General features: G+C 63.9%; 26 protein-coding genes. 10 read left to right on the forward strand and 16 right to left on the reverse strand.

Features of this window, described 5'->3' with window-relative positions; genetic code table 11:
* Nucleotides 1–123: 123 nt before the first annotated feature.
* The 3 genes from G559_RS0121025 to G559_RS0121035 form a co-directional block, all read right to left on the reverse strand.
* Nucleotides 124–825, reverse strand: a complete 702-nt coding sequence (locus G559_RS0121025; protein ID WP_028630136.1) for an SDR family NAD(P)-dependent oxidoreductase — start codon at nt 823–825, stop codon at nt 124–126.
* 54 nt (nt 826–879) lie between these two features.
* Nucleotides 880–1,410 carry a chalcone isomerase family protein gene (locus G559_RS0121030; protein ID WP_028630137.1) on the reverse strand — a complete coding sequence of 177 codons (531 nt, stop codon included), beginning with the start codon at nt 1,408–1,410 and terminating at the stop codon, nt 880–882.
* Nucleotides 1,411–1,749: 339 nt separating this feature from the next.
* Nucleotides 1,750–2,595: an SDR family oxidoreductase gene (locus G559_RS0121035; RefSeq protein ID WP_028630138.1), complete on the reverse strand. Its 846-nt coding sequence runs from the start codon at nt 2,593–2,595 to the stop codon at nt 1,750–1,752.
* 100 nt (nt 2,596–2,695) lie between these two features.
* Between G559_RS0121035 and G559_RS29170 the strand changes: the two genes are divergently transcribed.
* Nucleotides 2,696–3,658, forward strand: a complete 963-nt coding sequence (locus tag G559_RS29170) for a LysR family transcriptional regulator (RefSeq protein WP_081668132.1) — start codon at nt 2,696–2,698, stop codon at nt 3,656–3,658.
* A 45-nt stretch (nt 3,659–3,703) separates the two neighbouring features.
* On the opposite strand, the gene G559_RS0121045 is transcribed toward G559_RS29170, so the two are convergent.
* The 4 genes from G559_RS0121045 to G559_RS0121060 all read right to left on the reverse strand — a co-directional run bounded on the left by G559_RS0121045 (nt 3,704) and on the right by G559_RS0121060 (nt 8,094).
* A complete protein-coding gene (locus tag G559_RS0121045; RefSeq protein ID WP_028630139.1) occupies nt 3,704–4,336 on the reverse strand; it encodes an SCO family protein in 633 nt (210 codons plus the stop codon).
* Between the two features lie 12 nt (nt 4,337–4,348).
* Nucleotides 4,349–6,214 (reverse strand): multicopper oxidase family protein, encoded by a 1,866-nt coding sequence (locus G559_RS0121050; protein ID WP_028630140.1) that lies wholly within the window; start codon nt 6,212–6,214, stop codon nt 4,349–4,351.
* Nucleotides 6,215–6,673: 459 nt separating this feature from the next.
* The gene (locus G559_RS0121055) at nt 6,674–7,438 is read right to left on the reverse strand and encodes a TIGR01458 family HAD-type hydrolase (RefSeq protein WP_028630141.1); all 765 of its coding nucleotides are present in this window, start codon (nt 7,436–7,438) and stop codon (nt 6,674–6,676) included.
* Entirely contained in the window at nt 7,435–8,094 is a 660-nt protein-coding gene (locus tag G559_RS0121060; RefSeq protein ID WP_028630142.1) for a dioxygenase family protein, read from the reverse strand. The genes G559_RS0121055 and G559_RS0121060 overlap by 4 nt, the downstream gene beginning before the upstream one ends.
* Before the next feature lie 306 nt (nt 8,095–8,400).
* On the opposite strand from G559_RS0121060, the gene G559_RS0121065 reads away from it, so the two are divergent.
* The gene (locus G559_RS0121065) at nt 8,401–8,634 is read left to right on the forward strand and encodes a hypothetical protein (protein ID WP_028630143.1); all 234 of its coding nucleotides are present in this window, start codon (nt 8,401–8,403) and stop codon (nt 8,632–8,634) included.
* 66 nt (nt 8,635–8,700) lie between these two features.
* Here G559_RS0121065 and G559_RS0121070 read toward each other — a convergent pair whose 3' ends face one another.
* Nucleotides 8,701–9,432 (reverse strand): hypothetical protein, encoded by a 732-nt coding sequence (locus G559_RS0121070; protein WP_028630144.1) that lies wholly within the window; start codon nt 9,430–9,432, stop codon nt 8,701–8,703.
* Between the two features lie 407 nt (nt 9,433–9,839).
* On the opposite strand from G559_RS0121070, the gene G559_RS0121075 reads away from it, so the two are divergent.
* The 3 genes from G559_RS0121075 (at nt 9,840) to G559_RS0121090 (ending at nt 12,425) form a co-directional block, all read left to right on the forward strand.
* Entirely contained in the window at nt 9,840–10,349 is a 510-nt protein-coding gene (locus G559_RS0121075; RefSeq protein ID WP_028630145.1) for a YkgB family protein, read from the forward strand.
* A gap of 167 nt (nt 10,350–10,516) precedes the next feature.
* Complete coding sequence (locus tag G559_RS0121080) at nt 10,517–11,401, forward strand: LysR family transcriptional regulator (protein ID WP_028630146.1); 885 nt, start codon at nt 10,517–10,519, stop codon at nt 11,399–11,401.
* A gap of 187 nt (nt 11,402–11,588) precedes the next feature.
* A complete protein-coding gene (locus G559_RS0121090; RefSeq protein ID WP_028630147.1) occupies nt 11,589–12,425 on the forward strand; it encodes a bifunctional allantoicase/(S)-ureidoglycine aminohydrolase in 837 nt (278 codons plus the stop codon).
* Nucleotides 12,426–12,618: 193 nt separating this feature from the next.
* Here G559_RS0121090 and G559_RS0121095 read toward each other — a convergent pair whose 3' ends face one another.
* From G559_RS0121095 to G559_RS0121120, 5 genes are all read right to left on the reverse strand, one after another.
* Nucleotides 12,619–13,470 carry a CAP domain-containing protein gene (locus tag G559_RS0121095; RefSeq protein ID WP_028630148.1) on the reverse strand — a complete coding sequence of 284 codons (852 nt, stop codon included), beginning with the start codon at nt 13,468–13,470 and terminating at the stop codon, nt 12,619–12,621.
* 154 nt (nt 13,471–13,624) lie between these two features.
* Entirely contained in the window at nt 13,625–14,338 is a 714-nt protein-coding gene (locus tag G559_RS0121105) for an anti-sigma factor (protein ID WP_028630149.1), read from the reverse strand.
* Nucleotides 14,335–14,886 (reverse strand): sigma-70 family RNA polymerase sigma factor, encoded by a 552-nt coding sequence (locus G559_RS0121110; protein ID WP_028630150.1) that lies wholly within the window; start codon nt 14,884–14,886, stop codon nt 14,335–14,337. The genes G559_RS0121105 and G559_RS0121110 overlap by 4 nt, the downstream gene beginning before the upstream one ends.
* A 77-nt stretch (nt 14,887–14,963) precedes the next feature.
* On the reverse strand, nt 14,964–15,506 hold the full coding sequence (locus tag G559_RS0121115) for a DUF3455 domain-containing protein (protein ID WP_028630151.1): 543 nt from the start codon (nt 15,504–15,506) through the stop codon (nt 14,964–14,966).
* Between the two features lie 117 nt (nt 15,507–15,623).
* Nucleotides 15,624–17,372: a sensor domain-containing diguanylate cyclase gene (locus tag G559_RS0121120; RefSeq protein ID WP_028630152.1), complete on the reverse strand. Its 1,749-nt coding sequence runs from the start codon at nt 17,370–17,372 to the stop codon at nt 15,624–15,626.
* Between the two features lie 196 nt (nt 17,373–17,568).
* On the opposite strand from G559_RS0121120, the gene G559_RS0121125 reads away from it, so the two are divergent.
* Nucleotides 17,569–18,273: a YebC/PmpR family DNA-binding transcriptional regulator gene (locus G559_RS0121125; protein ID WP_028630153.1), complete on the forward strand. Its 705-nt coding sequence runs from the start codon at nt 17,569–17,571 to the stop codon at nt 18,271–18,273.
* Entirely contained in the window at nt 18,251–18,502 is a 252-nt protein-coding gene (locus tag G559_RS0121130; protein WP_028630154.1) for a hypothetical protein, read from the forward strand. The genes G559_RS0121125 and G559_RS0121130 overlap by 23 nt, the downstream gene beginning before the upstream one ends.
* 108 nt (nt 18,503–18,610) lie before the next feature.
* Here G559_RS0121130 and G559_RS0121135 read toward each other — a convergent pair whose 3' ends face one another.
* On the reverse strand, nt 18,611–19,510 hold the full coding sequence (locus G559_RS0121135) for a DMT family transporter (protein ID WP_028630155.1): 900 nt from the start codon (nt 19,508–19,510) through the stop codon (nt 18,611–18,613).
* A gap of 130 nt (nt 19,511–19,640) precedes the next feature.
* Here G559_RS0121135 and G559_RS0121140 point away from each other — a divergent pair, with 130 nt between their 5' ends.
* Nucleotides 19,641–20,078, forward strand: a complete 438-nt coding sequence (locus G559_RS0121140; protein WP_028630156.1) for an Lrp/AsnC family transcriptional regulator — start codon at nt 19,641–19,643, stop codon at nt 20,076–20,078.
* An 84-nt stretch (nt 20,079–20,162) separates the two neighbouring features.
* Here the strand turns inward: G559_RS0121140 and G559_RS0121145 are convergent, their stop codons facing one another.
* Nucleotides 20,163–21,011, reverse strand: coding sequence for a type 1 glutamine amidotransferase domain-containing protein (locus tag G559_RS0121145; protein ID WP_028630157.1), 849 nt, complete (start codon nt 21,009–21,011; stop codon nt 20,163–20,165).
* A gap of 14 nt (nt 21,012–21,025) precedes the next feature.
* Nucleotides 21,026–21,331, reverse strand: coding sequence for a putative quinol monooxygenase (locus G559_RS0121150; RefSeq protein WP_028630158.1), 306 nt, complete (start codon nt 21,329–21,331; stop codon nt 21,026–21,028).
* Between the two features lie 95 nt (nt 21,332–21,426).
* Here G559_RS0121150 and G559_RS0121155 point away from each other — a divergent pair, with 95 nt between their 5' ends.
* A complete protein-coding gene (locus tag G559_RS0121155) occupies nt 21,427–22,344 on the forward strand; it encodes a LysR family transcriptional regulator (RefSeq protein WP_028630159.1) in 918 nt (305 codons plus the stop codon).
* Nucleotides 22,345–22,419: 75 nt separating this feature from the next.
* Nucleotides 22,420–24,273, forward strand: coding sequence for an ABCB family ABC transporter ATP-binding protein/permease (locus tag G559_RS0121160; RefSeq protein WP_028630160.1), 1,854 nt, complete (start codon nt 22,420–22,422; stop codon nt 24,271–24,273).
* Nucleotides 24,274–24,318 lie beyond the last annotated feature (45 nt).

Consider the following 24,318-nt stretch of genomic DNA (forward strand, 5'->3'; position numbering starts at 1 on the left):
AGGCGGACCGCCTGCTGCAACGCAAGAACGCAACCGCAAGCCAGCAACAGCGTCTCGGGCTCGCAAGGCCTCGACCAGGCATTCGGAATGACCAGCGCTTTCAGGCTCATGCTTTTTCCACGCTCACCAGGGTAGGCGCTCGCCGTCGTAGGCAAAAAAGCCTCCGCTCTCAGCAGGCCCAAGGCGGTCGATAAGGCTCAGCAGATCTGCTGCTGCCTGTTGCGCCGGACGTGCTAGCGCCGCGCCTCGAAACGGCTCGGACAGTCTGGAAATCACCGTACCGGGGTGCAGGCTGAACAGGCGCGCCTGAGGTCGGTTGCGGGCCAACTCGATGGCCGCGGTCTTCACCAGCATGTTCAACGCCGCCTTGGAAGCCCGGTAGGCGTACCAGCCACCCAGGCGGTTGTCGCCGATACTCCCCACCTTCGCGGAGAGCAGCGCCATCGTGCCCCTTGCATGCAGCAACGGTAGGAAATGGCGCAGTACCAGTGCCGGCCCGAGTGCATTGACCTGGAACACGGCCTGCAAGGCGTCTGCCTCGAGCGCGGCCAGGCACTTTTCCGGGTTCACGCCGGCACGGTGCAACAGGCCCGCGGTGAGCAGGATCAACTGATATGGCCCTTCGGCTGAAAGCTCGGCAGCGGCCCGAGCGATGCTCGGCGGATCTTCCAGATCAAGCCGGGGCGAGCTTCCACGCCCCAGCTTGCGCACAGTGGCGCAGCGTGGGTCTTCGCGCAGTAGCTCGCAGAAGGCGGTCCCCAATGCGCCACTCGCGCCAATGACCAAGGCACGGTAACCATCATCCATCGACTGAAGACTGAGCATTTCTCAAGCACAAACTGATCAGGAGCCGCAGCACGGGCCTGCTGGGCAAGCGATTCATTCGGCAGCGACCTCAAGGCCAAGTAGTCGGCGTCGCAGCTCGGGGTTGCGAGTGCGCGGGTCCAGCCAGATTGCAAAGAAGGCACGGGCGAAATCCGGGTCCTCCACCTCTCGACTCAACTGCCCATCCACATAGAAGCGACACCCCCGGCCTGGCAAGTACAGGCCAGTGATGCTCTGGCCGGGAGCCACATCGACAAAGGCTTCGCGCATTTCATACGCCCAGCGTGACAAGCGCTTCTGGTCGAGACTTTCACCACCGAGCCGGCGTATCTCGTCCAGGCTGGTCTCGACCAACGCGTCACGCTTGATCTCACGGCGGTAGGTCAGCTCCAGGGCGAAAGGCTGATCCAAGGTTGGGCTCGAGTCCCGGCTCCAGAGCCTCGCTTCGTAGACTGCAATGCCAAACCACTTGAACTGGCCAGTGCCAACAGACCGCGCCCCTGGCAAGTCGTCACGCCAGTCCGCCAGCGCCGCTGTCGTGCCCAGCCATAGCGTCAGGGCCAAACCGCTCACCGTCGGAAACATGCGCTTAGGCAGCCTGATTAGTGCCACCTCGATCCTCCAACTGCCGTAACGTGAACGTCATTATAAATTGTACAAATGACAATCTTGTACAATTTATAGCGCCATCAGGCTGAGCAGTCCAGCTGCGCCAGGCTGGAATCGGCTTCATGCACAGCGCGGCCATCGGGCTTCTCAGCTGAGTCTGGTTGTCTGGCGTTGCCCTTGCCTGGCGGATGAAAAGTGCGTCATCCCCCTTGCGCGGCGGATCAATCGCGCATCGCTGACCGAGCGCGTGCAGAGCAATCTGAGCAGCGCCCCGTTGAAGACCGGTTCAGGCGCTGCATCGTTGGGCTGGGTTCCTCAGCCCGATCTGCGGACTGACATGGGCATGAGCCGCTCGCGCATCAGCGCCATGTAGGCCTCTTCCGAGGTTTCGCGACGGGCCCTGACCAGGGGCTGGATATCCTCGGTCGCCACATAGCGCAGGCGGTCGCTGCGATCATTGGCGGCCTGCAGGATCACCCGTGCCACATCTTCGGAGCTGGCCAGGCGGTTGGCGCGCAAGCCGTCGAACACCCGCTCGGCCGCCGCGACGAACCCTGCATAGTCCTCTGGCGTATCGACCTGGCTGGCCTCGGCTGCCAGCCGGGCGGAGAACTTGGTGTCCAGCACCCCACCCGGCTCCACCAGTTTGACGAGGATGTTCTGCGACAACAGTTCGTAGGACAGGGACTCGGAGAAGCCTTCCAGCGCGAACTTGCTGGCGTTGTAGGCAGAAATCATCGGCAGGCCGAACACACCGGCACCGGAGCTGATGTTGATGAGTGTGCCGCGCTTGCGGGTGCGGAAGTGCGGCAGGATGGCGCGGGTCACGTCCATCACGCCGAACAGGTTCACATCGAACTGTTCGCGGATTTTCTCCGGCGTCAGTGACTCGAAAACGCCATACAGGCTGAAGCCCGCGTTGTTCACCAGCACATCGATGCCACCAAAACGCTCGATTCCGGCGGCAATGGCCTCATGGATGCTCGCCGCTTCCTGGACGTCCAGGCGTGTCACCAGCACATTGCCGACGTCGGTCAGTTCCTCGCCGGCACGAACGTCACGCATGGTGGCAACGACGTTCCAGCCCTCTCGGGCGAATAGCTTCGCGCTGTGCAGGCCGAAACCGCTGGACGCTCCCGTGATCAGGACCGTTTGGCTCATGAGTGAATCCTCGACAGGTAGTGGAGAAACCACCTTAAAGGCGCTTATTGTTCTGGATAAGCCAGACAATCCCGCACGAGCTGATGAGCCAATCAGAACAATGAACCGCTCCGGACTTCTCGAACTCAACGCAGTTGTCGCCGTCGCGCAGCACCGTAGCTTCCGCCGCGCCGCCACCGAGCTGCAGGTTTCACCCTCGGCGGTCAGCCATGCCGTTGCCGCCCTGGAACAACGCATGGGCGTCCGGCTGTTCCACCGCACAACCCGCAGCGTCTCGCTTTCCGAAGCCGGCGAACAGTTCCTTGCCCGCATCGATCCCGCCCTGCGGGAAATCGCAGCGGCCATGGAGTCGGCCAATCGCTTCCGCGAGACGCCACGTGGCACCCTGCGCATCAATACGTCCGAAGGCGCGGCACAGATGACCCTGCGCCCCATCATGCTGACCTTTCTTCAACGCTATCCCGACATGCAGCTGGAGCTGGTCACCGACGATGCCCTGGTGGACATCGTGGCCGATGGCTTTGACGCCGGCATCCGCCTGTTCGAGAGCGTGCCACAGGACATGATCGCCCTGCCCTTCACGCCGCCGCTGCGCCTCGCGGCGGTCGCCTCGCCGTCCTACCTGGCGGGCAGGTCCATCCCCACCGTCCCCACGGACCTGCTGCAGCACCTGTGCATACGCCGCCGCTTTCCCGGAGGCACGCTGTTCAAATGGGAATTCGAGAAAGATGGCCAACATGAGGTGGTGGACATGCCCGGCCAACTGACCCTGAACAGCCAGGCACTCACCCTGCAGGCCGCACTGGAGGGTGCCGGCATCGCGGTGCTCGGTGAGTTCGCGGTCGCGCCCCACTTGGCCAGCGGCAAGCTGGTGCGCCTGCTCGATGACTGGATGCCGAGCTACCCCGGACTCGCCCTCTTCTACCCGGCCAATCGTCATCCTTCCGCCGGCATGAAGGCGTTCATCGAGGTGGTGCGGGAATTCGCCCGCGAAACGCCCACCGACGCCCCACCCGCCAGCTCTCCGGCCCGGATACGAGAATGGCTTGACCCGGCCGGATGAGGCACCCGTTCAGCTTGCCTGGATAAAGGACTCGGATGCCGAACGCTACACCGCCCGATGTCGATAGGAAAACTCCGGGTCAACGTGATCGATGGTACCCAGGATCTGCTCGGGCGAGCCCATTGCCGGCGCCATGGTCCAGCGCTCAAAGCGGTCGTTGCCGATGCGCAGCATGCCGGAGTGGGAGTTCTTGTCGCGGTCCACTTCCGGTTCCGGATCGTAGAAACCCAGACTGAAACGCACCTGCTCGACATCTGCGGGAGCTCCGGTCAGGAACATCCAGCCGGGTCCCACGCCGTGTCGATCGGCGTACTCACGAAGGGTCTGCGGGGTATCCAGTTCGGGCGCCAGGGTGATGGAGTACAGGTGCACCTGCCGCCCCAGGCGAGCGCCCAGGAGTCGTTGCACCTGTTTCAGGTTGGCGGTCGCGGTGGGGCAGATGCCGGCGCAGGAGGTGTACATCATGTTGATCGCCACGACCTTCCCGCGAATCAGGTCATCGTAGAAGCGCACACGCTTGCCGTATTGATTGGTGAGCATCACGTTGGGCAATTGACTGGCCGTACGGTTGGGGCGATCCGCCCGCGCGCCCTGAGTAGCGCCCAACCCGAGCGCAATCCCCACTCCGGCCACACCCAGGAGTCCGGCACTCACCAGCAGATTTCTTCTCGTGTTCATGGCTCGACACTCCTAGGCACTCGGTTCTTCGTTGTCATCTTCATCACCTTCGAGGTCCCAGCGGATCATCATCGCGTGGTCCTCGTGGATCACGTTGTGACAGTGCATGACGTACTTGCCCTTGAAATCCCGAAAGCGAAAAAACACGACCATCGTCATGGTCTGGTCGAGCACGAAGGAATCCTTGCGACCTCGCTCGTGCAATGGAATCGGTACTTCGACGCCATCGACCAACTTCTTGAGCATGATCCCCTCCTCGAAGTGCGAGTGAATCGGGTGCGACCAGCCACCTCCCGTGCTGGCGAACTCCCAGATTTCCGCGCTCCCCTGGCGAACCCGCGCCCTTGGCCGGTTGACATCTACCAGTTGTCGATTGACCTGCCACAACCCATTGCGCCGATCGAACTCCCAACGCCGAACCGGCAAACTTTCCAGCTCTTCGGGCGACGGCATATCCGGCAATGGGCGCAAGTACCGGGGCACCTGGCTCAGGTCCTGCTCAGGTGGATGGCGATCGACGATGAACTTCATGACGCGGGTGCCGGGGGCTTTGGAGTCCTTGGGTTTGCGCGTGCTCTCCTGGCGCAGCCGGTTGGTCAGGTAGAGTTCGGTGCCAATGGGGTACTTCGAGAAGTCGACGATTATGTCGGCCCGCTCCGCCACGCCAAGCCGGACGTGGGTGAAGTTGAACAGCGCTTCGGGAAGCAGGTTGCCGTCGTTGGCGATGTAGGTGAATCGCTGAACCGCATTGCGCGAATTCACCAGGTACAGGTCGTAGAAACGGCTGGGGCCGCTGTTCAGCAATCTCAGGCGGTACTTGCGGGCCGCGACCCGCAGCACCGGTTCGATCTTGCCGTTGATCACCACCTTGTCACCCAGGACGCCCTCGGCATGGAGCTGGTCGTAGAACAGCTGCCCGTCGGGCAACGGCGTAAATCGACGATCACCGAATGCCAGAGGGTAGTCGTAGGGATGGCTGGGAAGCCGCAGGGCGCTCGGGCGCGGATCGCGTTCATCGCCGGAATCGATATGGTCGAACAGCAGGTAGAAACCAATCAGCCCGCGATAGACGTTGGGCGCGGTGTAGTCCAGCGTGTGGTCGTGATAGAAGAGCGTTCCCAACGCCTCCCGATAGTCGCCGATACCGTTTTGCAACTCATCGTAGCCGGCATAGATATTGGGGTAGAAGTGATCCTTGAACGTCCCTCGGCCCTGCTCCGGGCCGGAGCGGTTCAGCGTTGGCCCCGCCTCATTGATGCTGTAGTAGTCGCCCGGAAATCCGTCGCTCTCCGAGGGGGTGTGCGCGTTGTGCAAGTGCGTTGAGATTTCCGGCGTACCGAAACCGACGTGATCCGGCGGCAGGTCGTTGTAGATGCGACAGATCACCGGCGCACCGTATTCGGCAAAGATGGTCGCCGGGACGGTCGCATCGGGGTTACTGCCGCGATACGCCCAGACTTTCTGCTTGGGCAGGTCTGGGTGGGTCACCCACTCTGCATTCTGCACCACGCGCAGCTCATAAAGCTCCGGCGCGCCCAGCGCGCCGGTCAGTTCTTCGTAGCGCTGATGCGCGTCACGCCCCGCCTCTCCTGCCGAGACGTTGGGCTCGATGGTAGGCGGCGGAACCAAGGCATCGGTATGCGCCACCGGAACGATGACCTGCGGCAGCTCCTCCATCCAGGGCCGGGTCTTCGGGCTGGGCGGAAAGATCGGTTGCGGCGTGGTGACCCATTCAACGGCTTGGCTGGGCTTGCTCGCCGGGAGCCAGGGTACTGCCAGGGCAGCCGCTGATAATTTCAGGAATGTTCGCCGTGTTGTGTCGCTGTTGTTCTGCTTGCTGGATAGTGCTTCCTCAGTGTTCCGCTTGCGGGTTCGCATCTGGTAGTTCCATCACCCCATCCTCAACGCATGCCATTTCAAACCGCCCTAGCCACGGTTAATCGAATGTCCTCTCCCCGGCGCCAAATGTGACCACCGCGCAATCGCTTCTTGTTGAGCGAATGTCGCTTCTTCATAGTTAAAGCAGGTTTTCTAGAACTAGCGGCCCACTCGTCTGGCAATACGCCACCACGCAACACCAAGAAACAAATCAAGTACTTATAGAGACCAAAAAAATCAAACAAGAAAATGGTCAATTTAATGACGAACCGTTATCCCGGGTTATGCCCTGGAGAATCGTCGGAGGACGAAAGGCCAAACACGCCGCCTCGGTGACTTATCCAGGCGGCCCGTAGGATGGCGTAGAGCGAAGCGAAACCCATCGGCGCGGATTGATGGGTTTCGCCGGCTCGCGGAACGCCGCCCGACCCATCCTACGCAGTCATGCATTCCCCGAAATCAGCAAAGCCGCGCCACCGCCTCAGCCAGATCGGCGGCCACCCAAGCCTCGGCAGCTCGGGTCTCGTCTCCCGGTCGATACTTGCCGGTCCGCACCAGGCAGGCATGCAGGCCGGCAGCTTGCGCGCCGAGAATGTCAGCCACCAGGTCGTCGCCAATCATCAGTGTGTTGCCGGCGCTTGCACCCATATCGTCCAGGGCACTGCTGAAGAAGGCCGCGGACGGTTTGCCCAGCACCAGCGCGGTGGTGCCGGCGGCATACTCCAGGGCGCGCACGAAGGGGCCTGCGTCCAGGTGCAGGGCGCCCTGGTCACGGAAGTAACGGTTGTCGCCCATGCAGATCAGCGGCGCGCCCTCGATCAGCAACTGGAAGGCGCGATTCAGACGCTCGTAGTCGAAGCGCATTTCCGCATCGCCCAGCACCACCGAATCCGGCTCCGCGGTGTCGAGCCATTCGGCGAACTCTTCATCCAGCCCCGGATGGATCAGGCAGAACGGCCGTAAGCCCGCTTCTTCTATGTGGCGGCGCACCGCCCTGGGCGCCGTGAAGAGTTGCTCCGGCTGAACGTCGAAGCCCATGGCGGTCAACTTCCTGTGGATGGCCGACCGGCTCTGCCGCGAGGTATTGGTGAGCAAGCGCAGGGGATAGCCCTTGTCCTGCAACCGACGCACGGCCTGTACGGCACCGGGTATGGGCTGGTCGCCGTCACAGAGCACGCCGCTGATATCGAGCAACACGGCCTGCACGGCGGTTCTGGGGTTCACCCGAAGCCCCGCGCCAACACGATGTCGAATACGCCACGACGAAGCGCGCCGTCTTGCTCCAGCTCGATGGTGTTGGTGGTGCGGTCATGGGCCCAGGGGTCCCCGGCGATGAAGGGGTCGCCCTTGAAGTAGAGCTGCAGGGTGACTGGCACATGGAGCGATTCCATGACACGGAAATGAATGTGCGCGGGGCGCATCAACCCGCCGTACTTTTCCAGCCCGGGCAGGTTCGGCGGTACGGGGTAGCGGCCGGGCATGACAGTCTCGATGCGGTACTTGCCCTGCGCATCGGTGTAGAGCATGCCGCGCAACTTGAAGTTGCCCTTGTCGGTGTAGTTGCCGGGCGTCTCGGTGTCGTACAGGCCGGTACTGTTGGCCTGCCAGACTTCCACCAGCGCATTCGGGATGGGCGTTCGGCAATCGGCGCTGAACACTGTGCCAGTCACCACCAGGCGCTCGCCCGGCTCCTCGGGGCCGGCCAAACGCGACTGAAACGGCGCGCCGAAGCGGTAGTAAGGGCCGAGGATATCGCCCTGGGTCACCGGGCAGCCTTGCTGGGCGAAGGCAGACCTCGCCAGCAGCCCGCCGCCCAGAAGGACAACGCCGCCGCCAAGGAAATGACGCCGCGAGATGCCTGCCTTTGGATGCTTGTTCACGCCCACCTCCTCCCGGTATGGCCCGGTCGTAGTGACGACGGCACGCCAGAATGCCAACCGTCAGCACATACGGTGAGGCGCGTGCCTTAAGAGTCTAGGCACTGGCCAGCGCGCCGTCAGGCCGGTTGGTAGACGCCAGGCGGCGACACTTGACGGCGCGAACGACGGACGCCTGCCTGTCCGTCGGTAAACCCAATCGTCCGCTCGTACCATCACTCCCCTTCCTTTCAGGAACCGCGCCCTGCCCCGATCTACCCTCTGGGTACTGCGTAAGGCCCAGAAAGGCCGGCCCACCGGAGTGATGCCATGAAAGCAAACGATGAGCTGAACCTCGAATCATTCAGTCTGGAACCGATGGAGTCGGCCGCAAAGGCGCCGTCCTCTCCCGGTCGGGCCAAGTTCCAGATCGATACGCGCGGCGGTGGTGATCGTCGCAAGGCCTGTGATCGCCGCCAGACGATCCGCTTCGAGCAAGACCGCAGGCAGGGAAATAGACGGGGCAAAAGCAGCGACCCTTGGGACCAGAACGTCGACTTCTGACCCGTGTCAGCGCCCGTCGAAGGGGCGGGCTTTGCTCGATGCGGTCAGCGTGATGAGGGCATCGCGTCAGGAGTAGCGAAGGTCGCTGATATCGATACTGACCAGTAGTTGCGCCTCGATCGCCCGGTTGTTCGCGTCGCGGCGATAGGCCCGTCGCTTGCCGGGCATGCGCAGTCCTCCACTCTCGACATAGTCATGGACGTACTGGGCGGCGGGCAGGCCGCCGCTTACGTCGACGCTGTAGTCGTGTCGGCGCAGCAGGAAATCATCGTCGAAATAGAAGTCTTGCAGCGCGCAGTGGGTGGCTACGTTCTCGGGGAAGTGCACCCGCAAGCGCCGCCAGCGCTGGCCGTCCTCCGCCCAGGGAACGATCTCTTCTGCCCTTACCCCGGGCAGCGTGAACAGAAATGGCATGGTCAGGTACGACCACATCGCGTAGCCATTGAAGTAGGCCCGATGAAGCGGGTCCCAGGGCGTCGTTTCGTCGTGATCACGGAAAGACGTCCGCGGGTCCTGCCGCTCCGCTACCACGTGCCCCTCGGTGGTTTCGATCGCGATCCGGTCGGGCGTGTAAGCCGTACGCTGGTTCGGGGCGCCGAATGGCATCACCGATGCGCGCTGCTCGTGCAGCCAGACAGTCATCTGCCGTGGGTTGCTGTCCTGGGTCAGCCCCTTCATGCCCCACAGTAGGCCGCCAGTCACGATGCTGGCGTTCACCCTGCTGAATGCGCGCCAGCGCTCCGCCCCACCATGGGCCATCAATACCCGCGCCAGCAGTTCGCCGCCCTGCCCGTTCATGGCAATCGTCCTCTAAAAGAGGGCCGACCTACCGGCCCCATTACTGGAAAGCCAAGCCCAGAGCCGGGTACTGCGCCAGCGACGCTGTCGGCTGGTGCTTCGTGCCAAGTGGCCGGAGTAATGGCCAGTGGATTTAGACGATCTGCATCGAACTTCGTACGTTCTGTGCCCAAAGGCCAAGTGCATGCGGCAACACTATCTCCACACCCCACGCAGCCCGCGGGGGATCACGAGGAGATGACTCATCAACGGCTCGGATGAGATCGAAAACTGATGGCCCCTGGCGTGAGGGGCACGGAACAACGACTCGATTGTTCTCACGCAGGTTGCACGTTGAACCCTCGTCCCATGGCCACTCAATCGGATTCGCCGGGACGACCCTTAGCCAAGTTACTGGAAGCCAGATCATGAACACGATTGAAATCACCCACCAAGCCAAGAACACCCTGCCGAACAAGCTGTCGCTCGGGACCTCCATCACGGCGGTCGGCATCTACGGCGCCTACTTCGCTCTCGCCGTCATCTACTTCTGGTTCGGCGGCATGAAGTTCACGCAGTACGAAGCAGAAGGATTGGTACCACTCGTGAGCAACAGCCCGCTGCTGGGCTGGCTCTATGACCTGTTCAGCGTGCGAACCTTCTCTACCCTGCTCGGGTTCCTCGAAGTGTCCATCGGTTTGCTGATTGCGGGACGCTTGCTGTCGCCAAAGCTTTCGCTGGTGGGCGGCGCCCTCTCCGCCGGCTTGTTCTTCACCACGTTGAGCTTCATGTTCTCGACCCCTGGTGTGATCGAGCCCAGCGTGGGATTCCCCGGCATCAGCGTTGCACCGGGCCAGTTCCTCCTCAAGGATCTGGGATTGCTCGCCGCGTCCATCTTCGTGGCCGGCCACTCGCTGGCCAGGATCGAATCCCGCTGAGCTTGCCGGAACCAAGGCCTGGGGCACCAAGGTGCTCCAGGCCTTCTCTGTTTCCCCCGAGAACCGCCCCCATTCACCTGCCCTCCGGAAACTCGGCACGAAGTGAATTGCCGGAGCGAAGTTGAGCTGCTAAAAGCGGAATTGCCATTCAGAAAATAGATTCCGCCATGAGCGAAAGTGACAAATCGAATAGCCGCCTCTTCGACCTCGACCTGCTGAGAGCCATCGTCACGGTGGCTGACTGCGGCAGTTTCACCACCGCCGCAACGCGCCTGCATTCCACCCAATCCACCATCAGCCAGAAGATTCGCCGCCTGGAAGAGATGGCCGGGCATCGCCTGCTGGAGCGTGGCAATCGCGACGTGCTACCCACCGACGCCGGCGAGACGCTGCTGGGCTACGCGCGGCGCCTGCTGGCGTTGAACGACGAGATGGTCGAAGCACTCTCCGGCGCCACGGTGGCGCTGACGGTGCGCATCGGCGTGCCGGACGATTTCGCCAGCGGACGCACCACGGAGCAACTGGCGGCCTTCAACCGGCGATACCCGCAGGTGAAGCTGGAAGTCACCAGCGGGCTCAGCCGCGATCTCTCTGCCAGCTACGACCGTGGCGAGCTGGACCTGGTGCTTCTCAAGCAGCGCCAGAACAGCCGTGAAGCGGTCGCCTGCTGGCCGGAGAAGACGCGTTGGGTGGACAGCGCCAACAACCCCTGCATCGACCTCGACCCGCTGCCCATCGTCACCTTCCCGCCGCGCGGGGTGTACCGCGACGAGATGATCAGTGCCCTGGAATCCGTGGGCCGTCGCTGGCACATCAGCTTTACCAGTTCGAGTCTCAGCGGCATCCAGTCGGCCATTGCGGACGGCATGGGCATCGGCCTGCTGCCGCTGCGTGCAGTGACGGCGGGGCACGCGGTGGTGGCTAAAAACACGGGGTTGCCCTCGGTCGATGTCTTCGAAGTTGCCCTGCTTCATCGCCCAGCGGCGGACCCGATGGTGCAGGAACTCGCCCGCGTGCTGACACGGGTCCTGGCCCAGGACACTGGGGGCTGAGCGGTGGCCGCGCTCGCATTCGAGAAATGAATACGGCGGATTTCAACATTTAATTTGTGCATGAACTCGCTGCTGGATATGTTGGTTCCCAGCGACGGCCAGCACCCCCGGTGGCGCGCCGATCTGCACGAATTGTTCGCCCTGGCGCCACGCGCCAGGCAGCAAGACAACAATGAGGAAATACCCCATGGCCAAATCCACCTATTACGCGCCGCACGGCGGGCACCCGGCACAGACCGAGCTGCTCACCGACCGCGCGATGTTCACCGAAGCCTATGCCGTTATCCCCAAGGGCGTGATGCGTGACATCGTCACCAGCCACCTGCCCTTCTGGGACAACATGCGCATGTGGGTCATCGCCCGCCCGCTGTCCGGTTTCGCCGAAACCTTCTCCCAGTACATCGTCGAGCTCGCCCCCAACGGCGGCAGCGACAAGCCTGAGCAAGACCCGAACGCCGAAGCCGTGCTGTTCATCGTGGAAGGCGAGCTGAGCCTGACCCTGCAGGGCCAGGTGCACACCATGCAGCCGGGCGGCTATGCCTTCATTCCGCCGGGCGCCGACTACAAGGTGCGCAATACCTCCGGCCAGCACACTCGCTTCCACTGGATTCGCAAGCACTACCAGAGAGTCGACGGCGTACCGCTGCCGGAAGCCTTCGTCACCAACGAGCAGGACATCGAGCCGAAGGTGATGCCGGACACTGAAGGCCGCTGGAGCACCACCCGCTTCGTCGACATGAGCGACATGCGTCATGACATGCACGTCAACATCGTCAACTTCGAGCCGGGCGGCGTGATTCCCTTCGCCGAAACCCATGTGATGGAGCACGGTCTGTACGTGCTGGAAGGCAAGGCGGTGTATCGCCTGAACCAGGACTGGGTCGAAGTGGAAGCCGGCGACTTCATGTGGCTGCGCGCCTTCTGCCCGCAGGCCTGCTACTCGGGTGGCCCGGGTCGCTTCCGCTACCTGCTGTACAAGGATGTGAACCGCCACATGCGCCTGACGCTGAACCAGCCGCACTGATCCACCTCGACGGGAGCCTAAGGGCTCCCGTCGTCGTTTCTGCCTGTGCTGGGAATGATGGGTATCGCTTCGCTCCACCACATCCTACGAATGGGCGCCATGCTGACCGTAGGTTGGCGTAGAGCGCAGCGAAACCCAACGATTGAAGGCCCGTCATGCGTGGAGTCGGGGAACGGCATTAAGGCCGCGCCGGTTACGGTGAGCCGAACATTGCCGTCCAATAGATGCCCGCGTCGCTTTTCGGGTCCACCGCGTAGGCGGCGCCCAGTTCGCGGAACGCAGGGTTCATCAGGTTGGCGCAGTGGCCCGGGCTGGCCAGCCAGCCTTCCACCACCTTGCTGGCGGTATCGAGACCTGCAGCGATGTTTTCACCGATCACCTGGGCGGTGTAGCCGGCCAGCTCCGCACGGTCGCCGGGGGTGCGGCCGTCGCGGTCCTTGTGGTCGAAGAAGTTCTGGTTGGCCATGGCGCGGGTGTGCTCCAGCGAGGCGCCGGCCAGGGTGGCATTCCAGGTCAGGGGGGAGGCGGCGGCGAAGGGTTGCGAACCGCATTGGCGCGCCTGGGTGCGGGCGGTGTTGATCTGTTCCAGCAGTTTCTGCCCTTCCACCTGCCAGTCGCCCAGACCGCCGGCCAGCAGCGGCCGAGCCAACACGATGCGCCAGTCCACGCCCTCACGGCTCACGCCGACATCGACGAACTGCGGGTCCAGCACCACCTGGCAGAAGCTTTCCTGCAGCGCCTTCATGGCTGCCTGTGCGTCACGGGGGCCGGAGAGGTTGATGGCCTGCACATTGACCAGCGGATAGGCCGTGCGCGAAAGCGCTTGCTGCAAGTCGCCAATGCTGCCGGCCGGCAGAATCAGCCGCGGGTCCGGCCTGAGCGGTGGCAGTTCCATGGAAGCCTGGCCGGCGCAGGGCTGTACCTGGCCACGATAGGCGTTGATGGACTCGACCAGCTGCGTCTCTTCGTTCGCCACCGCGGTGCCGGCCAGCACCAGCCCCAACGACAGTGCAGCAAGGCGCAGAACGGATGACATGACCTCCATGGAAACCTCCCTCAAGCTGATTGCGCCCAATGATGCGCGATTCCACCCCATCCTGTGCAACCTCTCGTGGCAATTCAGCGAACGACGCTGATGGGGCTGACCAGCAAGGAGACGGGGCGCACCGGTGGCGGAACACGGGGTTCCGCCACTGGCCTCAGAGCACCTTGACCGCGCGCCCGATGAACTGCACAGGTCCGGTGGGCTTGCCGACGGGGGAGCCGGTGGCGCTCTCCAGGGTCAACTCGAACAACTGGTTGGGTTGCAGCGGCGGCAGTTGGTCGATAGGCACGCGCAGCGGCTGGCCCGGCTTGACCAGTCCGAGGGAGACCGGCCCTTGCCAGTCATCGGCCTTGGTCCAGAACTCCAGCGCCTTGCCAGCCGGAACCTCCACCACACCAAGGGGGATCAACTGGACTTCTGTGGGGCTGCTGGCCTGCACGACCCAGCCCGGCGACTTGTCCAGGGGGGCCACCAGCACGACCAGGTAGGCAGGCGTGTCCAACGGCACCGCGCGGGTCAGCAGCAGTGTTGCCAGCACCAGCGAAAACGCCAGCCCGGCACCCGCCAGCCCCCGCCAGAGCGGCAACAGCGTCCACCAGGATGGCGCTCTGGCGGGTTCGTGTCCGGCACGGTGCCCCAGCTCGCCGATGCTGCGTTCGATCCGATGCCAGAGGTGGGCGGACGGGGTGCAGGGCTCGGCCAGGTTCGTCAGTGGCAGGAGCCGTCGCTCCCAGGCATCCACCGCTGAGCGCAGGGCATCGTCATGGGCGAGGCGGCGCTGCACTTCCTGGCGCTGCTCGGCAGACAGCGTGCCCAGCACATATTCGCTGGCCAGTTCTTCGAGGTCGTCTCGGGCGCCTTCGGTCATCCCATGCACTCCCGCAATGCAGCCAGGCTGCGTTTGATCCAGGACTTCACGGTGCCCAACGGCGCACCCAGCCTGCTGGCGATCTCCGCGTGGGAATAGCCCTCGACATAGGCGTGCAGGATGCATTCACGGCGCGGGGGCTCCAGCCGATCCAGGCAACCGTAGATGCGACCCGCGCCGGTGCTCCATTCGAAAGCCCCAACGCTCTCGCGCAAGTCGTCCCAGGCGCCAGCCGTCTCATCGCCCTGATCGCCCAGGTTCAGTTCACGGGCGCTGTCTCGCATGAAATTGAGGGCCAGGTGGCGGGTGATGCTGAAGATCCAGCCCCGCGCCGAGCCCCGCGCCGGATCGAAACGGGCAGCGTGGGTCCAGATGCGCAGAAACGCGTCGTGGACGATGTCCTCGGCCAGGGCATTGTCCCGCGCGATGCGTCGGGCCACCCCCAGCAATCGCGCCCCTTCCTGTTGGTAAAGCGCCTGCAACGCCTGGCGTTCGCCGCGGGCGCAGGCCCTCAGGCAGCTGTCATAATCAAATTCGGGTTCGGCCAAATAGTTGCTCCCTGCCTTGTCATCGCGCCGGGAGCCCCCGACGTTGTGTCGGGGGTCCCTGTGGAACGGATAGACCGTCACTTGGCCGTCCAGAAAATGTAATCGGCCTGGTACTTCACTATCTCGCGCTTGCCCATGGTCGTGGCGGAGCACTCGGAAGCAGGCGCCACGCCACCCTTCAGGGCGACCCGTTGAATGTAGCTGACACCCTTCATCAGGCCATCGCCAGTCGCAGGGTTGGCCTTGACCAATTGATACGGCAGGTTTCCCGCCCCGGACGGCGCAATCGCCAGTTGGGTGCCGGTAATGCTTGAGCCATCTTGCGCCTGCCAGGTGGCCGGCGGGCCGAAGTAGCTGCCCACCGGCTTGCCGTCGCGATCGTTCAGTACTGCCTTGGGACCGACGAAGGTCCACTCCACCTGGCCCTTGGCATCCACCTTTTCACGGCACTCATAAGTGATCTCGCCGACGCCCGTGGTTTCCAGGGCCACCTTGTTGCCCTCCGGGACCTTCACGGCGTCTGGCAACATGGCCTGGGCGAGCACCACTGGCGCGGGCGCCAGCAGGCAGGTGAAGGCAAATGCTGTGGTGAAGCGACGAACAAAGGCTTGAGCGTTCATGAACGGCCCTCCAATGGGGTTTCAGGTCAACAGCCCGGTTGGCTGTTACCTGTACTACCCACGCGCAGGGCAATTGGATGCAGTGCGGAGAAGAAATTTCAGCAATCGGCGACGCGCTCAGTGGCACTCGATCCGGTTGCGCCCAGCGCGCTTGGCTCGATACAGCGCCATGTCGCTGCGCGACAGGCTGGCTTCCGCGCGGGTGTCGGTGGGATGGAGCGCAGCGATACCAACGCTGACCGCCAGCGCCAGGCGCTCTTCGCCATGTTCAACGGGAGAAGCTGACAGTTCGCCTTGCACCCGCGCGGCGAACAACCGCGCCTCGTCGATGGAGACATTGCTCAGCACCACGGCGAACTCCTCGCCGCCCATGCGCCCGGCGGCATCGGTACGGCGCAACTGGGTACGGAGGATCAACGAGAAATGCCGCAGCGCCTGATCTCCCACAGAATGCCCCCAGCGGTCGTTGATGGCCTTGAAGTGGTCCAGGTCGAACATCAGGATTGCCGCGCTGTAACCCGCTGTTCGCTGCACGCGCGCCAGCTCGGCATCCAGCTGCGCCATGAAGTGCCGGCGATTGGAAAGCTGGGTAAGGGAGTCCGTGGTGGCGAAGACTTGCAGCTCAGCTTCGATCAGCTTGCGTTCGGTGACATCGGTGATGAAGCCATGCCAGAGCACGCCGCCGTCCGCCAGCGGTCGGGGACGCGCATCCCCCTGGCGCCAGGAAAGGCCGCAACCAGGCAACTGCACGCGGTACTCCAGGTGCCAGGGCGTGAGATCGCGAGCGGAGCGCTCCAGGGAATCGAGGTAGAAGATCAGGTCGTCGGGGTGGATGATGCCGTGCAGCACGTTGGCGTTCCGGGTCAGTTGCTCCGGCGCCAGCCCATAGATCTCGCGGACGCCGTTGCTGACGTAGGGAAAGAAGGCGCTGCCGTCCAACTGGCGCCGGTACTGGAAGACCATGCCGGGAATTTCGTTGGTCAGGTCGGTCATCAGCGCCGCCGCTTGCTGCATCTTCTCCGAGAGGTTGCGCATGGCGGTGACGTCGGTGGTGGTACCCACCATACGCAAGGGCTTGCCCGCCTCGTCCCACTCCACCACCTTGCCGCGGCTGCACACCCACTTGTAGAGGCCGTCCCGGCAACGCAAGCGGTGCTCCACCTCGTAAGCCTCGGTACGGCCGTCGAAGTGGGCCTGGATGCTGGCCTGCACATAGGCCAGGTCCTCGGGATGGACGCGCGTGTAGCTTTCCTCGATGCGGTTGCCCACCTCGTGATCGGCATAACCCAGCAGCGCTTTCCAGTCGGTGGAGTAGTGGATTTCACCGGTCAAGGCATTGCGGTCCCAGATGCCGGTGCCACTGCCGGCAATGGCCAGGGCCATGCGCTTCTCGCTTTCCCGAACACGCTCCAGCTCCAGCCGGTCCACCAGCATTCCGCTGGCCAGTTCGGCGAACTCGCGCAGCACCTGCTGCTCTTCAGCGTCCAGATCGCGGGGTTGATCGTGCAGGAGCCAGAGCCGGCCCACCAGGGCGCCATCGGGCGCCAAGAGTGGACAGGCGGCGAGAAAGCCCAGGTCCGGCAAGGCTTGCGCCAGCGCTTCCGGACACCCGTGCGGTTGCTGAAGGAGGTCGGGGATCACCACGGGATCATCCCCACGAAAGCCCGGGGGGAGCGTAACCAGGCCATCGGACAACGCCTGGACGCATGCCGGCCCGGCGCAGCTGCGGATCTGCTGGATGCCACCGGCGCCCGTGGTCATCACGGTGGCCATCACGCCGAACCGGCTCTTGAGCAAGCGGATCAGGTTGTCGAATCGCTCATCGCTCGCGCTATGGGGCGCACTGGAACTACTGGGCAACTGCATTCGGTCTCCGCTCGCAGGGGCCATGGGCGCCATCTGGCGTTGATCAGCCTGGGTACCAGCAATCTATCCATAATGGCCATTAGACGCCAGATTCCCCCGAAGGTCCCTCACGGAACTGACGAGCCGGCTGGCAGCCGCCCCCTCTCCCCAAGTAAAATCCTGCGCCATTTCCCCAAGAACCTGCGAGAGAGCCACCATGGGCGCCCAGTGGAAAGCCAAACCTAAAGAAGCCGCCGCCAACGCCCGAGGGAAGATCTTCGGCAAACTGGTGAAAGAGATCATGATCGCCGCGCGTAACGGTGCCGATCCTGACATGAACCCCAAGCTGCGTCTCGCCGTGCACCAGGCCAAGAAGGCCTCCATGCCGAAAGACACCCTGGAGCGCGCCATCAAGAAAGGCGCGGGCCTTTCCGGCGAAGTGGTCAACTACGAGCGCACCCTCTATGAAGGCTTCGCGCCGCACCGGGTACCGGTGATCGTCGAATGCCTGACCGATAACGTGAACCGCACCGTCGCCGAAGTGCGCGTGCTGTTCCGCAAGGGCCAACTGGGCACTTCCGGCTCGGTCTCCTGGGACTTCGACCACCTGGGCATGATCGAGGCGGAACCTGCCAGCGCCGATGCCGACGTGGAACTGGCCGCCATCGAAGCAGGCGCCCAGGACTTCGAAGCCGACGACGAAGGCGCCACCCTGTTCTACACCGACCCGACCGACCTGGACGCCGTGTGCAAGGCGCTGCCGGACTTCGGCTTCACCGTGCAGTCGGCCAACCTGGGCTACAAGGCGAAAAACCCGGTCAGCCTGTCCGGCGCCGAGCTGGAGGAAGTGGAAGCCTTCCTCGATGCCCTGGACAACCACGACGACGTACAGAACGTCTATGTCGGCCTGCAAGCCAGCTGATCCGGCAAGCCGCCGGCAGTTCCACGAGGAGCATGCCGGGCAGGCCCGTGACGAAGCGCTGCGCCTATTGGCGCAACGTGACGCCATGGGCCCGCGCTGGCTGGCCTGGGTCGCCACCGAGCTGTATCACCTCAAGCCTTCGGCGTTCGCCAACATGGTGCGCCGTGAGCTGGAACGCCTGAACACGGCCGACCAGCAGTTCGGCCAGGCGTCGAAAGAGGTGCATTGAGCGCACCGCGCCCGTAGGTTGCGGCTGAACGCAGCGAAGCCCAACGATGTGGGAGTCGGGTCTATGCGTTGGGCCGCGCTTCGCTCTACACCAACTTACAGGCGCCGCCTACGATTGGGCCTGCGCCGCGCGCCGCAGATTGAAACCCCACCCCTGCTGCATCCCCATCGCCGCGACAAGGATGGCCGCCACGCCCACCCACTGCAGCAGTTCGAGCTGGCGGCCGAAGGCGAACCAGTCCACGAAAATCGCCGCAATCGGGTAGATGAACGACAGTGCGCCGGTCAGAGCGGTCGGCAGTTTCTGGATGGCGCCATAGAGCAGCACGTACATCACGCCAGTGTGGATCACGCCGAGAGTCAGCAGGATGGACCAGGTACCGGTGCCCTGCGGCAGACTGGACAGGTTCGCCATGGGTGCCAGCAACAGCACCCCGGTGGTGACCTGGATCAGCGCGATCAAATGCGGTGGCACCCCGCTCAGCCGCTTGATGATCAGCGCGGCAATCGCATACAGCAGCGCCGCGCCCAGGGCCAGGGCAATGCCCGCCAGGTAATCGCTCCCACTCTCACCCTGCCCGCCATGGGCGCTGACGATGGCCAGCATCCCCACGAACGACACGGCCAGCCATGCCAGCTTCTGCAGGGTGATCTTTTCACCGAGGAACAGCGCTGCCAGTCCGACCAGCATGAAGGGCTGGACGTTGTAGATCGCCGTACCGATAGAGATGGACGCCCGCGAGTAGGAAGCGAACAGCAGCACCCAGTTGCCGACGATGGCCACGCCGCTGAGTACCGCCAGGAGGAAGGTCGCTCGGGTCAGGATGCCGGGGCGCAGGAAGCCCATCGCCGCGCAGATGACGAGCAAGGTCAGTGCGCCGAACAGGCAGCGCCAGAACACCACATCCAGCACTGGCTGCCCCGAGAGCATCACCAACCAGCCAATGGTGCCGGAGATGAGCATGGCGGCGACCATTTCCAACGAACCGCGATGTATTGATTTGTCCATGATGGGCTCCTCTGTGTGGCGCACAGTATGACGAGCCATAACCGGCAGTTTCCATGCGATAGCAAAGGCGTATTTCGCCATCTACCTTTACTATCAAGGCACTTTTATCCGTTTACCTAACGAGACTGCCATGACCGACGACATCGACCAGTTGCTGATCTCCGCCTTGATGGAAGACTCGCGCCGTTCCCTCAAGGCCCTCGCGCAGATCAGCGGCCTTTCCTCCCCCAGCGTGGCGGAGCGGCTGCGCAAGCTGGAAGAACGCGGTGTGCTCACGGGCTACACGGTGGAGGTAGACCCGAAGGCCTTTGGCTACCAGCTCCAGGCCATCGTCCGCATCCGCCCATTGCCCGGCCAGTTACAGGTGGTGGAACGCAAGATCCAGGACATTCCGGAATTCACCGAGTGCGACAAGGTGACCGGCGACGACTGCTTCATCGCACGGCTGTGCGTGCGCTCCATGGAACAGCTCGACACGCTGCTGGACCGCATCAACGTCTACGCCGAAACCAGCACCGCCATCGTCAAGAAAACCCCGGTGAAGCGACGACTGCCGCCGATGGCTTGAAAGTCTTGCCGCACGGCGCTCCGTTGAGGAGCGCCGCCCGGCAAGTTGGTGCCCGGCGCCAACCTGCCAGAGCGGCGTAGCGCGTTACTCGCCCTTCCCCGCCCCCAGCTTTTCCACCAACGCCTTGGCCAGCGCATGGTCGGAGAACGGGTTCTGGCCGGTGATCAACTCGCGATCCACCACCACGTTGGGACTCCAGGCCGTGGCGTAGGCCATGTCGCCGCCTGCGCCCGACATCGCCTTGGCCGGGTAGAAGAGGATGCGGTCGCCGTTGAGGGAGCGTTCGAATACCTGCTCTTCCGGGTCGGCGAAGATGGTCATGCGGTAGCCCTGATAGACCCAGTTGCTCGCCGCCGGCTTCTCGCCACGGGCCAGGGCCGCCTGGTAACTGGCGGGGTCGTCCTGGGCCGAGAGCAACGCAATGGGTCCGTGGCAAATGGCGGCAGTGGGCTTGCCGGCCTGGTGGAAGTGACGCAATAGCGCTCCCACTTCGGGGTTGTTGGCCAGGTCGATCAGCGGCGCGTGGCCACCGGGAATCAGCAACCCGGCATAGCGGTCCAGGTCTCCGGCCAGTACTTCTTGCAGCGACAGGCTGTCGTTCATGCCCGGCAGGCCTTCGACCACCCTCTGGATGCGCTTCATTTCCGCTGCGTCTCCGCCGAAGTACTGCGGATCGATGGAGCGTTCATCCACGCTCGGCGCGTTGCCCCTGGGGGTCACCAGTACCAGCGCGTAGCCCGCCTTGAGCAAGTGGTCCGCGGGTACGCCGAACTCGTTGAGGTAGAAGCCGGTGGGGTACTGCTTGCCGTCCTTGAGTGGCAACTGATTCTCGCTGGAAAGCAGCACCAGTACCTCGCCCTTGGGCGCCGCGTTGGCCGTGCCGGCCAGCATCGCGCCGGCAAGGGCCAGCGCCAGGGTGGAAACCTTGGTCATGTTGAATCTCCTGATCAATTGAACGGTGCCACGTCCAGCGGACGGGCGAGGCGTACCTGGGTGGGCGTGGCCAGCCAGTCGGCGGTGGCGGCGCGATACGCCTGGTAATGGCCGCTCTGGCGATGGGCTTCGACGGCAGCCTCATCGGCGTAGAGCTCGAAGAGGTCGAAAGCCAGCACCTCGCCCTCGCGGATGAACAGGTCGTAACGCAGGTTGCCGGGCTCAGCCCGGGAGCGCTCGACCATCACCCGCAGGGCCCGCTCCACCGCGTCGCGGTGCTCGGGCCTGGGGCTGATGGTGGCGAAGATGCTGAGGGTCATGGGGTCTCCTGGATATCAGCGCGTCAGTGGCCGCCATCCTAGGCAAGGCACTAAGATTCGATAATTCGAAAGCCTTTATTTCTGGCATCCAAAAAATGAATATCACTAAGAAGGACCTGAACCTGCTGCAGGTCTTCCACGTGCTCTACCAGGAACGCAATGCGTCGCTGGCGGCCGAGCGCATGGCCCTCAGCCAACCGGCCTTGAGTCACAAGCTGAACAAGCTGCGCCACCAGTTCGGCGACCCGCTCTTCGTCCGCGCCCCTCGCGGTCTCACCCCAACGCCCCGTGCCCACGAGCTGGCGCCCCAGGTGCAGCGCCTGGTGGGCGAGCTGGAAGCCTTCTACGAGCTCTGCGACGGACAGGACTTTCTCGGCCGCGCCGAGCGCCTCCATCTCTACAGCACCGACTACGTGGAACAGATGCTGCTGCCGAAACTTCTGCCGATCCTGCGCAGCCAAGCGCCGAACCTGGTGCTGGTCACCCACAACACTCGTGGCCAACTCCCCCGCGACGAGCTGGAGAAAGGCACCTGCGACCTGGCGATTGCCGGCTTCTACACCGACCTGCCAGGCACCTTTCACCAGCAGCGCCTGCTGAGCGAGGACTTCGTGGTCCTGGCCTCCCAAGGCAACGCGCGCCTGGCCAACGGCCTGGACCTGGACGCGTTCCTCGCCTGCGAGCACCTGCTCACTACCCTTACCGGTGACCTCGATGGGCTGATGGATCGGGCCCTGCAGGCCAGGGGACTGAGCCGCCGGGTCGCCGCCGGGCTGTCCAGCTTCATTGCACCGACCCGACTGATTCGCGGCACCGACCTGCTGCTCACCTGCCTGCGCTCACTGGCCGAAGAAGCCGTGGATCGCGACCCCGACCTGCGCATGCACCCGCTGCCGTTGACGCTGCCGCGGGTCGAGGTGATGCAGATCTGGCATGAACGGACCGACGCCGACCGCCTGCGCCGCTGGTTCCGCAAACAGGTCCAGCAGGTGGCCGATTCCATCGCGCGCTGACCCTCGAGTCGCTTCGCGCCTGACCCGGCTCTGGAGTATCGTCGCCAGATCTTGATCACAGAAGGCAGGTGGGCGATGGCAGCCCTGGATGACAACCCGGCTCCGCAGGACGCGACCGGTAACAAGAACGACGGCTCCGCTCCCATTGCACGCAAGGCCGGCACCCGTGGCGATGCCGCCGTGATCGCCACCTTGCTGCCCTATCTCAAGCCCTACACCGGCCGCATCGCCCTGGCGCTGGGGCTGATCTTCGCCGCCAAGCTGATCAACCTCTATGTGCCGATCGCCCTCAAGCAGATCGTCGATGGGCTCAATGTCGAGCCCAGCCTGTTGGTGCTGCCGGTGGCCCTGCTGCTGGCCTATGGCGCCTCGCGTATCGGCGTCACCCTGTTCACCGAGCTGCGCCAGGTGGTGTTCGCCCGGGTCATGGCGCGGGCCTCGCGGCAGATCACCCTCAAGGTGTTCCAGCACCTGCACGGGCTGAGCCTGAGGTTCCACCTGGGCCGGCGCACCGGCGGCGTCGCCCGTGACGTCGAGCGTGGCGGGAGTGCCATCTCCGACCTGCTGGACTGGACGCTGTACACCATTGTCCCGACCCTGCTCGAAGTGCTGCTGGTCACTGCAGTGTTGGTCTGGGCGTACGACTGGGGCTTCGCCTTCATCACCCTCGCCACCCTGGTCGCCTACGGCATCTGGACGTTCGCCATCACCGAATGGCGCACCCGCTACTACCGCGCAGCGGTGGAGGCGGACACCCGCGCCAATGAGCGCGCGGTGGATTCGCTGCTCAACTACGAGACGGTGAAGTACTTCAACAACGAAGCCCACGAGTCGGCACGCTACGACGAGAACCTGCGCCATCTGGAGAACGCCAAGGTCAAGGCCACCAAATCCCTGGCGCTGCTCAACCTGGGCCAGACCTCCATCGTCGCCATGGGCGTCACGGCCATGATGTGGCGTGCCGCCGCGGGCGTCGTGGCCGGCGAACTCACCATCGGCGACCTGGTGCTGGTGAACACCTACCTGCTGCAGCTGTCCGCCCCGTTGTTCATGCTCGGCATGATGTACCGCGAGGTGAAGCAGGCGCTGACCAACATGGAGCGGCTGTTCGGCCTGCTGGACGAGCGCCAGGACGTGCAGGACGCGCCGGGCGCCACCCCGCTGCAAGCCACCCGGCCACGGGTGCGCTTCGAGAACGTGCACTTCGGCTACGACCCGCGCCGGGAGATCCTCCACGGCGTGGACTTCGAGATTCCCCCCGGTGGCACCGTGGCGGTGGTCGGCCATTCAGGCTCTGGCAAGTCCACCCTCGCCCGCCTGCTCTACCGTTTCTACGACATCGATGCCGGGCACATCCGCATCGATGGCCACGACCTGCGCGAACTGACCCAAGGCTCGGTGCGCAGCGCCATCGGCATCGTTCCCCAGGACACCGTGCTGTTCAACGACAGCATCTACTACAACATCAGCTACGGCCGCCCCGAGGCCAGCCGCGAGGAGGTGGAAGCCGCCGCCCGCGCTGCGCATATCCACGATTTCATACTGCGCCTGCCTGACGGTTACGAAACCCCGGTGGGCGAGCGCGGCCTCAAGCTCTCCGGGGGCGAGAAACAGCGCGTGGCCATCGCCCGCGCCCTGCTGAAGAACCCCGCCATCCTGATCTTCGACGAGGCCACTTCGGCCCTCGATTCCAAGTCTGAAAAGGCCATCCAGACCGCGCTCGACCGCATTCAGGTCGGTCGCACCACCCTGGTCATCGCCCACCGCCTCTCCACCGTGATGGACGCCGACCAGATCCTGGTGCTCGACGCGGGCCGGGTGATCGAGAAAGGCACCCACCGCCAGTTGCTGGACATCGGCGGCAGCTACGCACAGATGTGGCTGCTGCAGCAGCAGGAACCCGAAGCGGACAGCTCGCCTAGCGCCTAGCCCGCAGGATGCGGTTGCGCGCAGCGGTACCCATCTCCGCCAGAG

Source organism: Metapseudomonas resinovorans DSM 21078, from assembly GCF_000423545.1.
GTDB lineage: Bacteria > Pseudomonadota > Gammaproteobacteria > Pseudomonadales > Pseudomonadaceae > Metapseudomonas > Metapseudomonas resinovorans.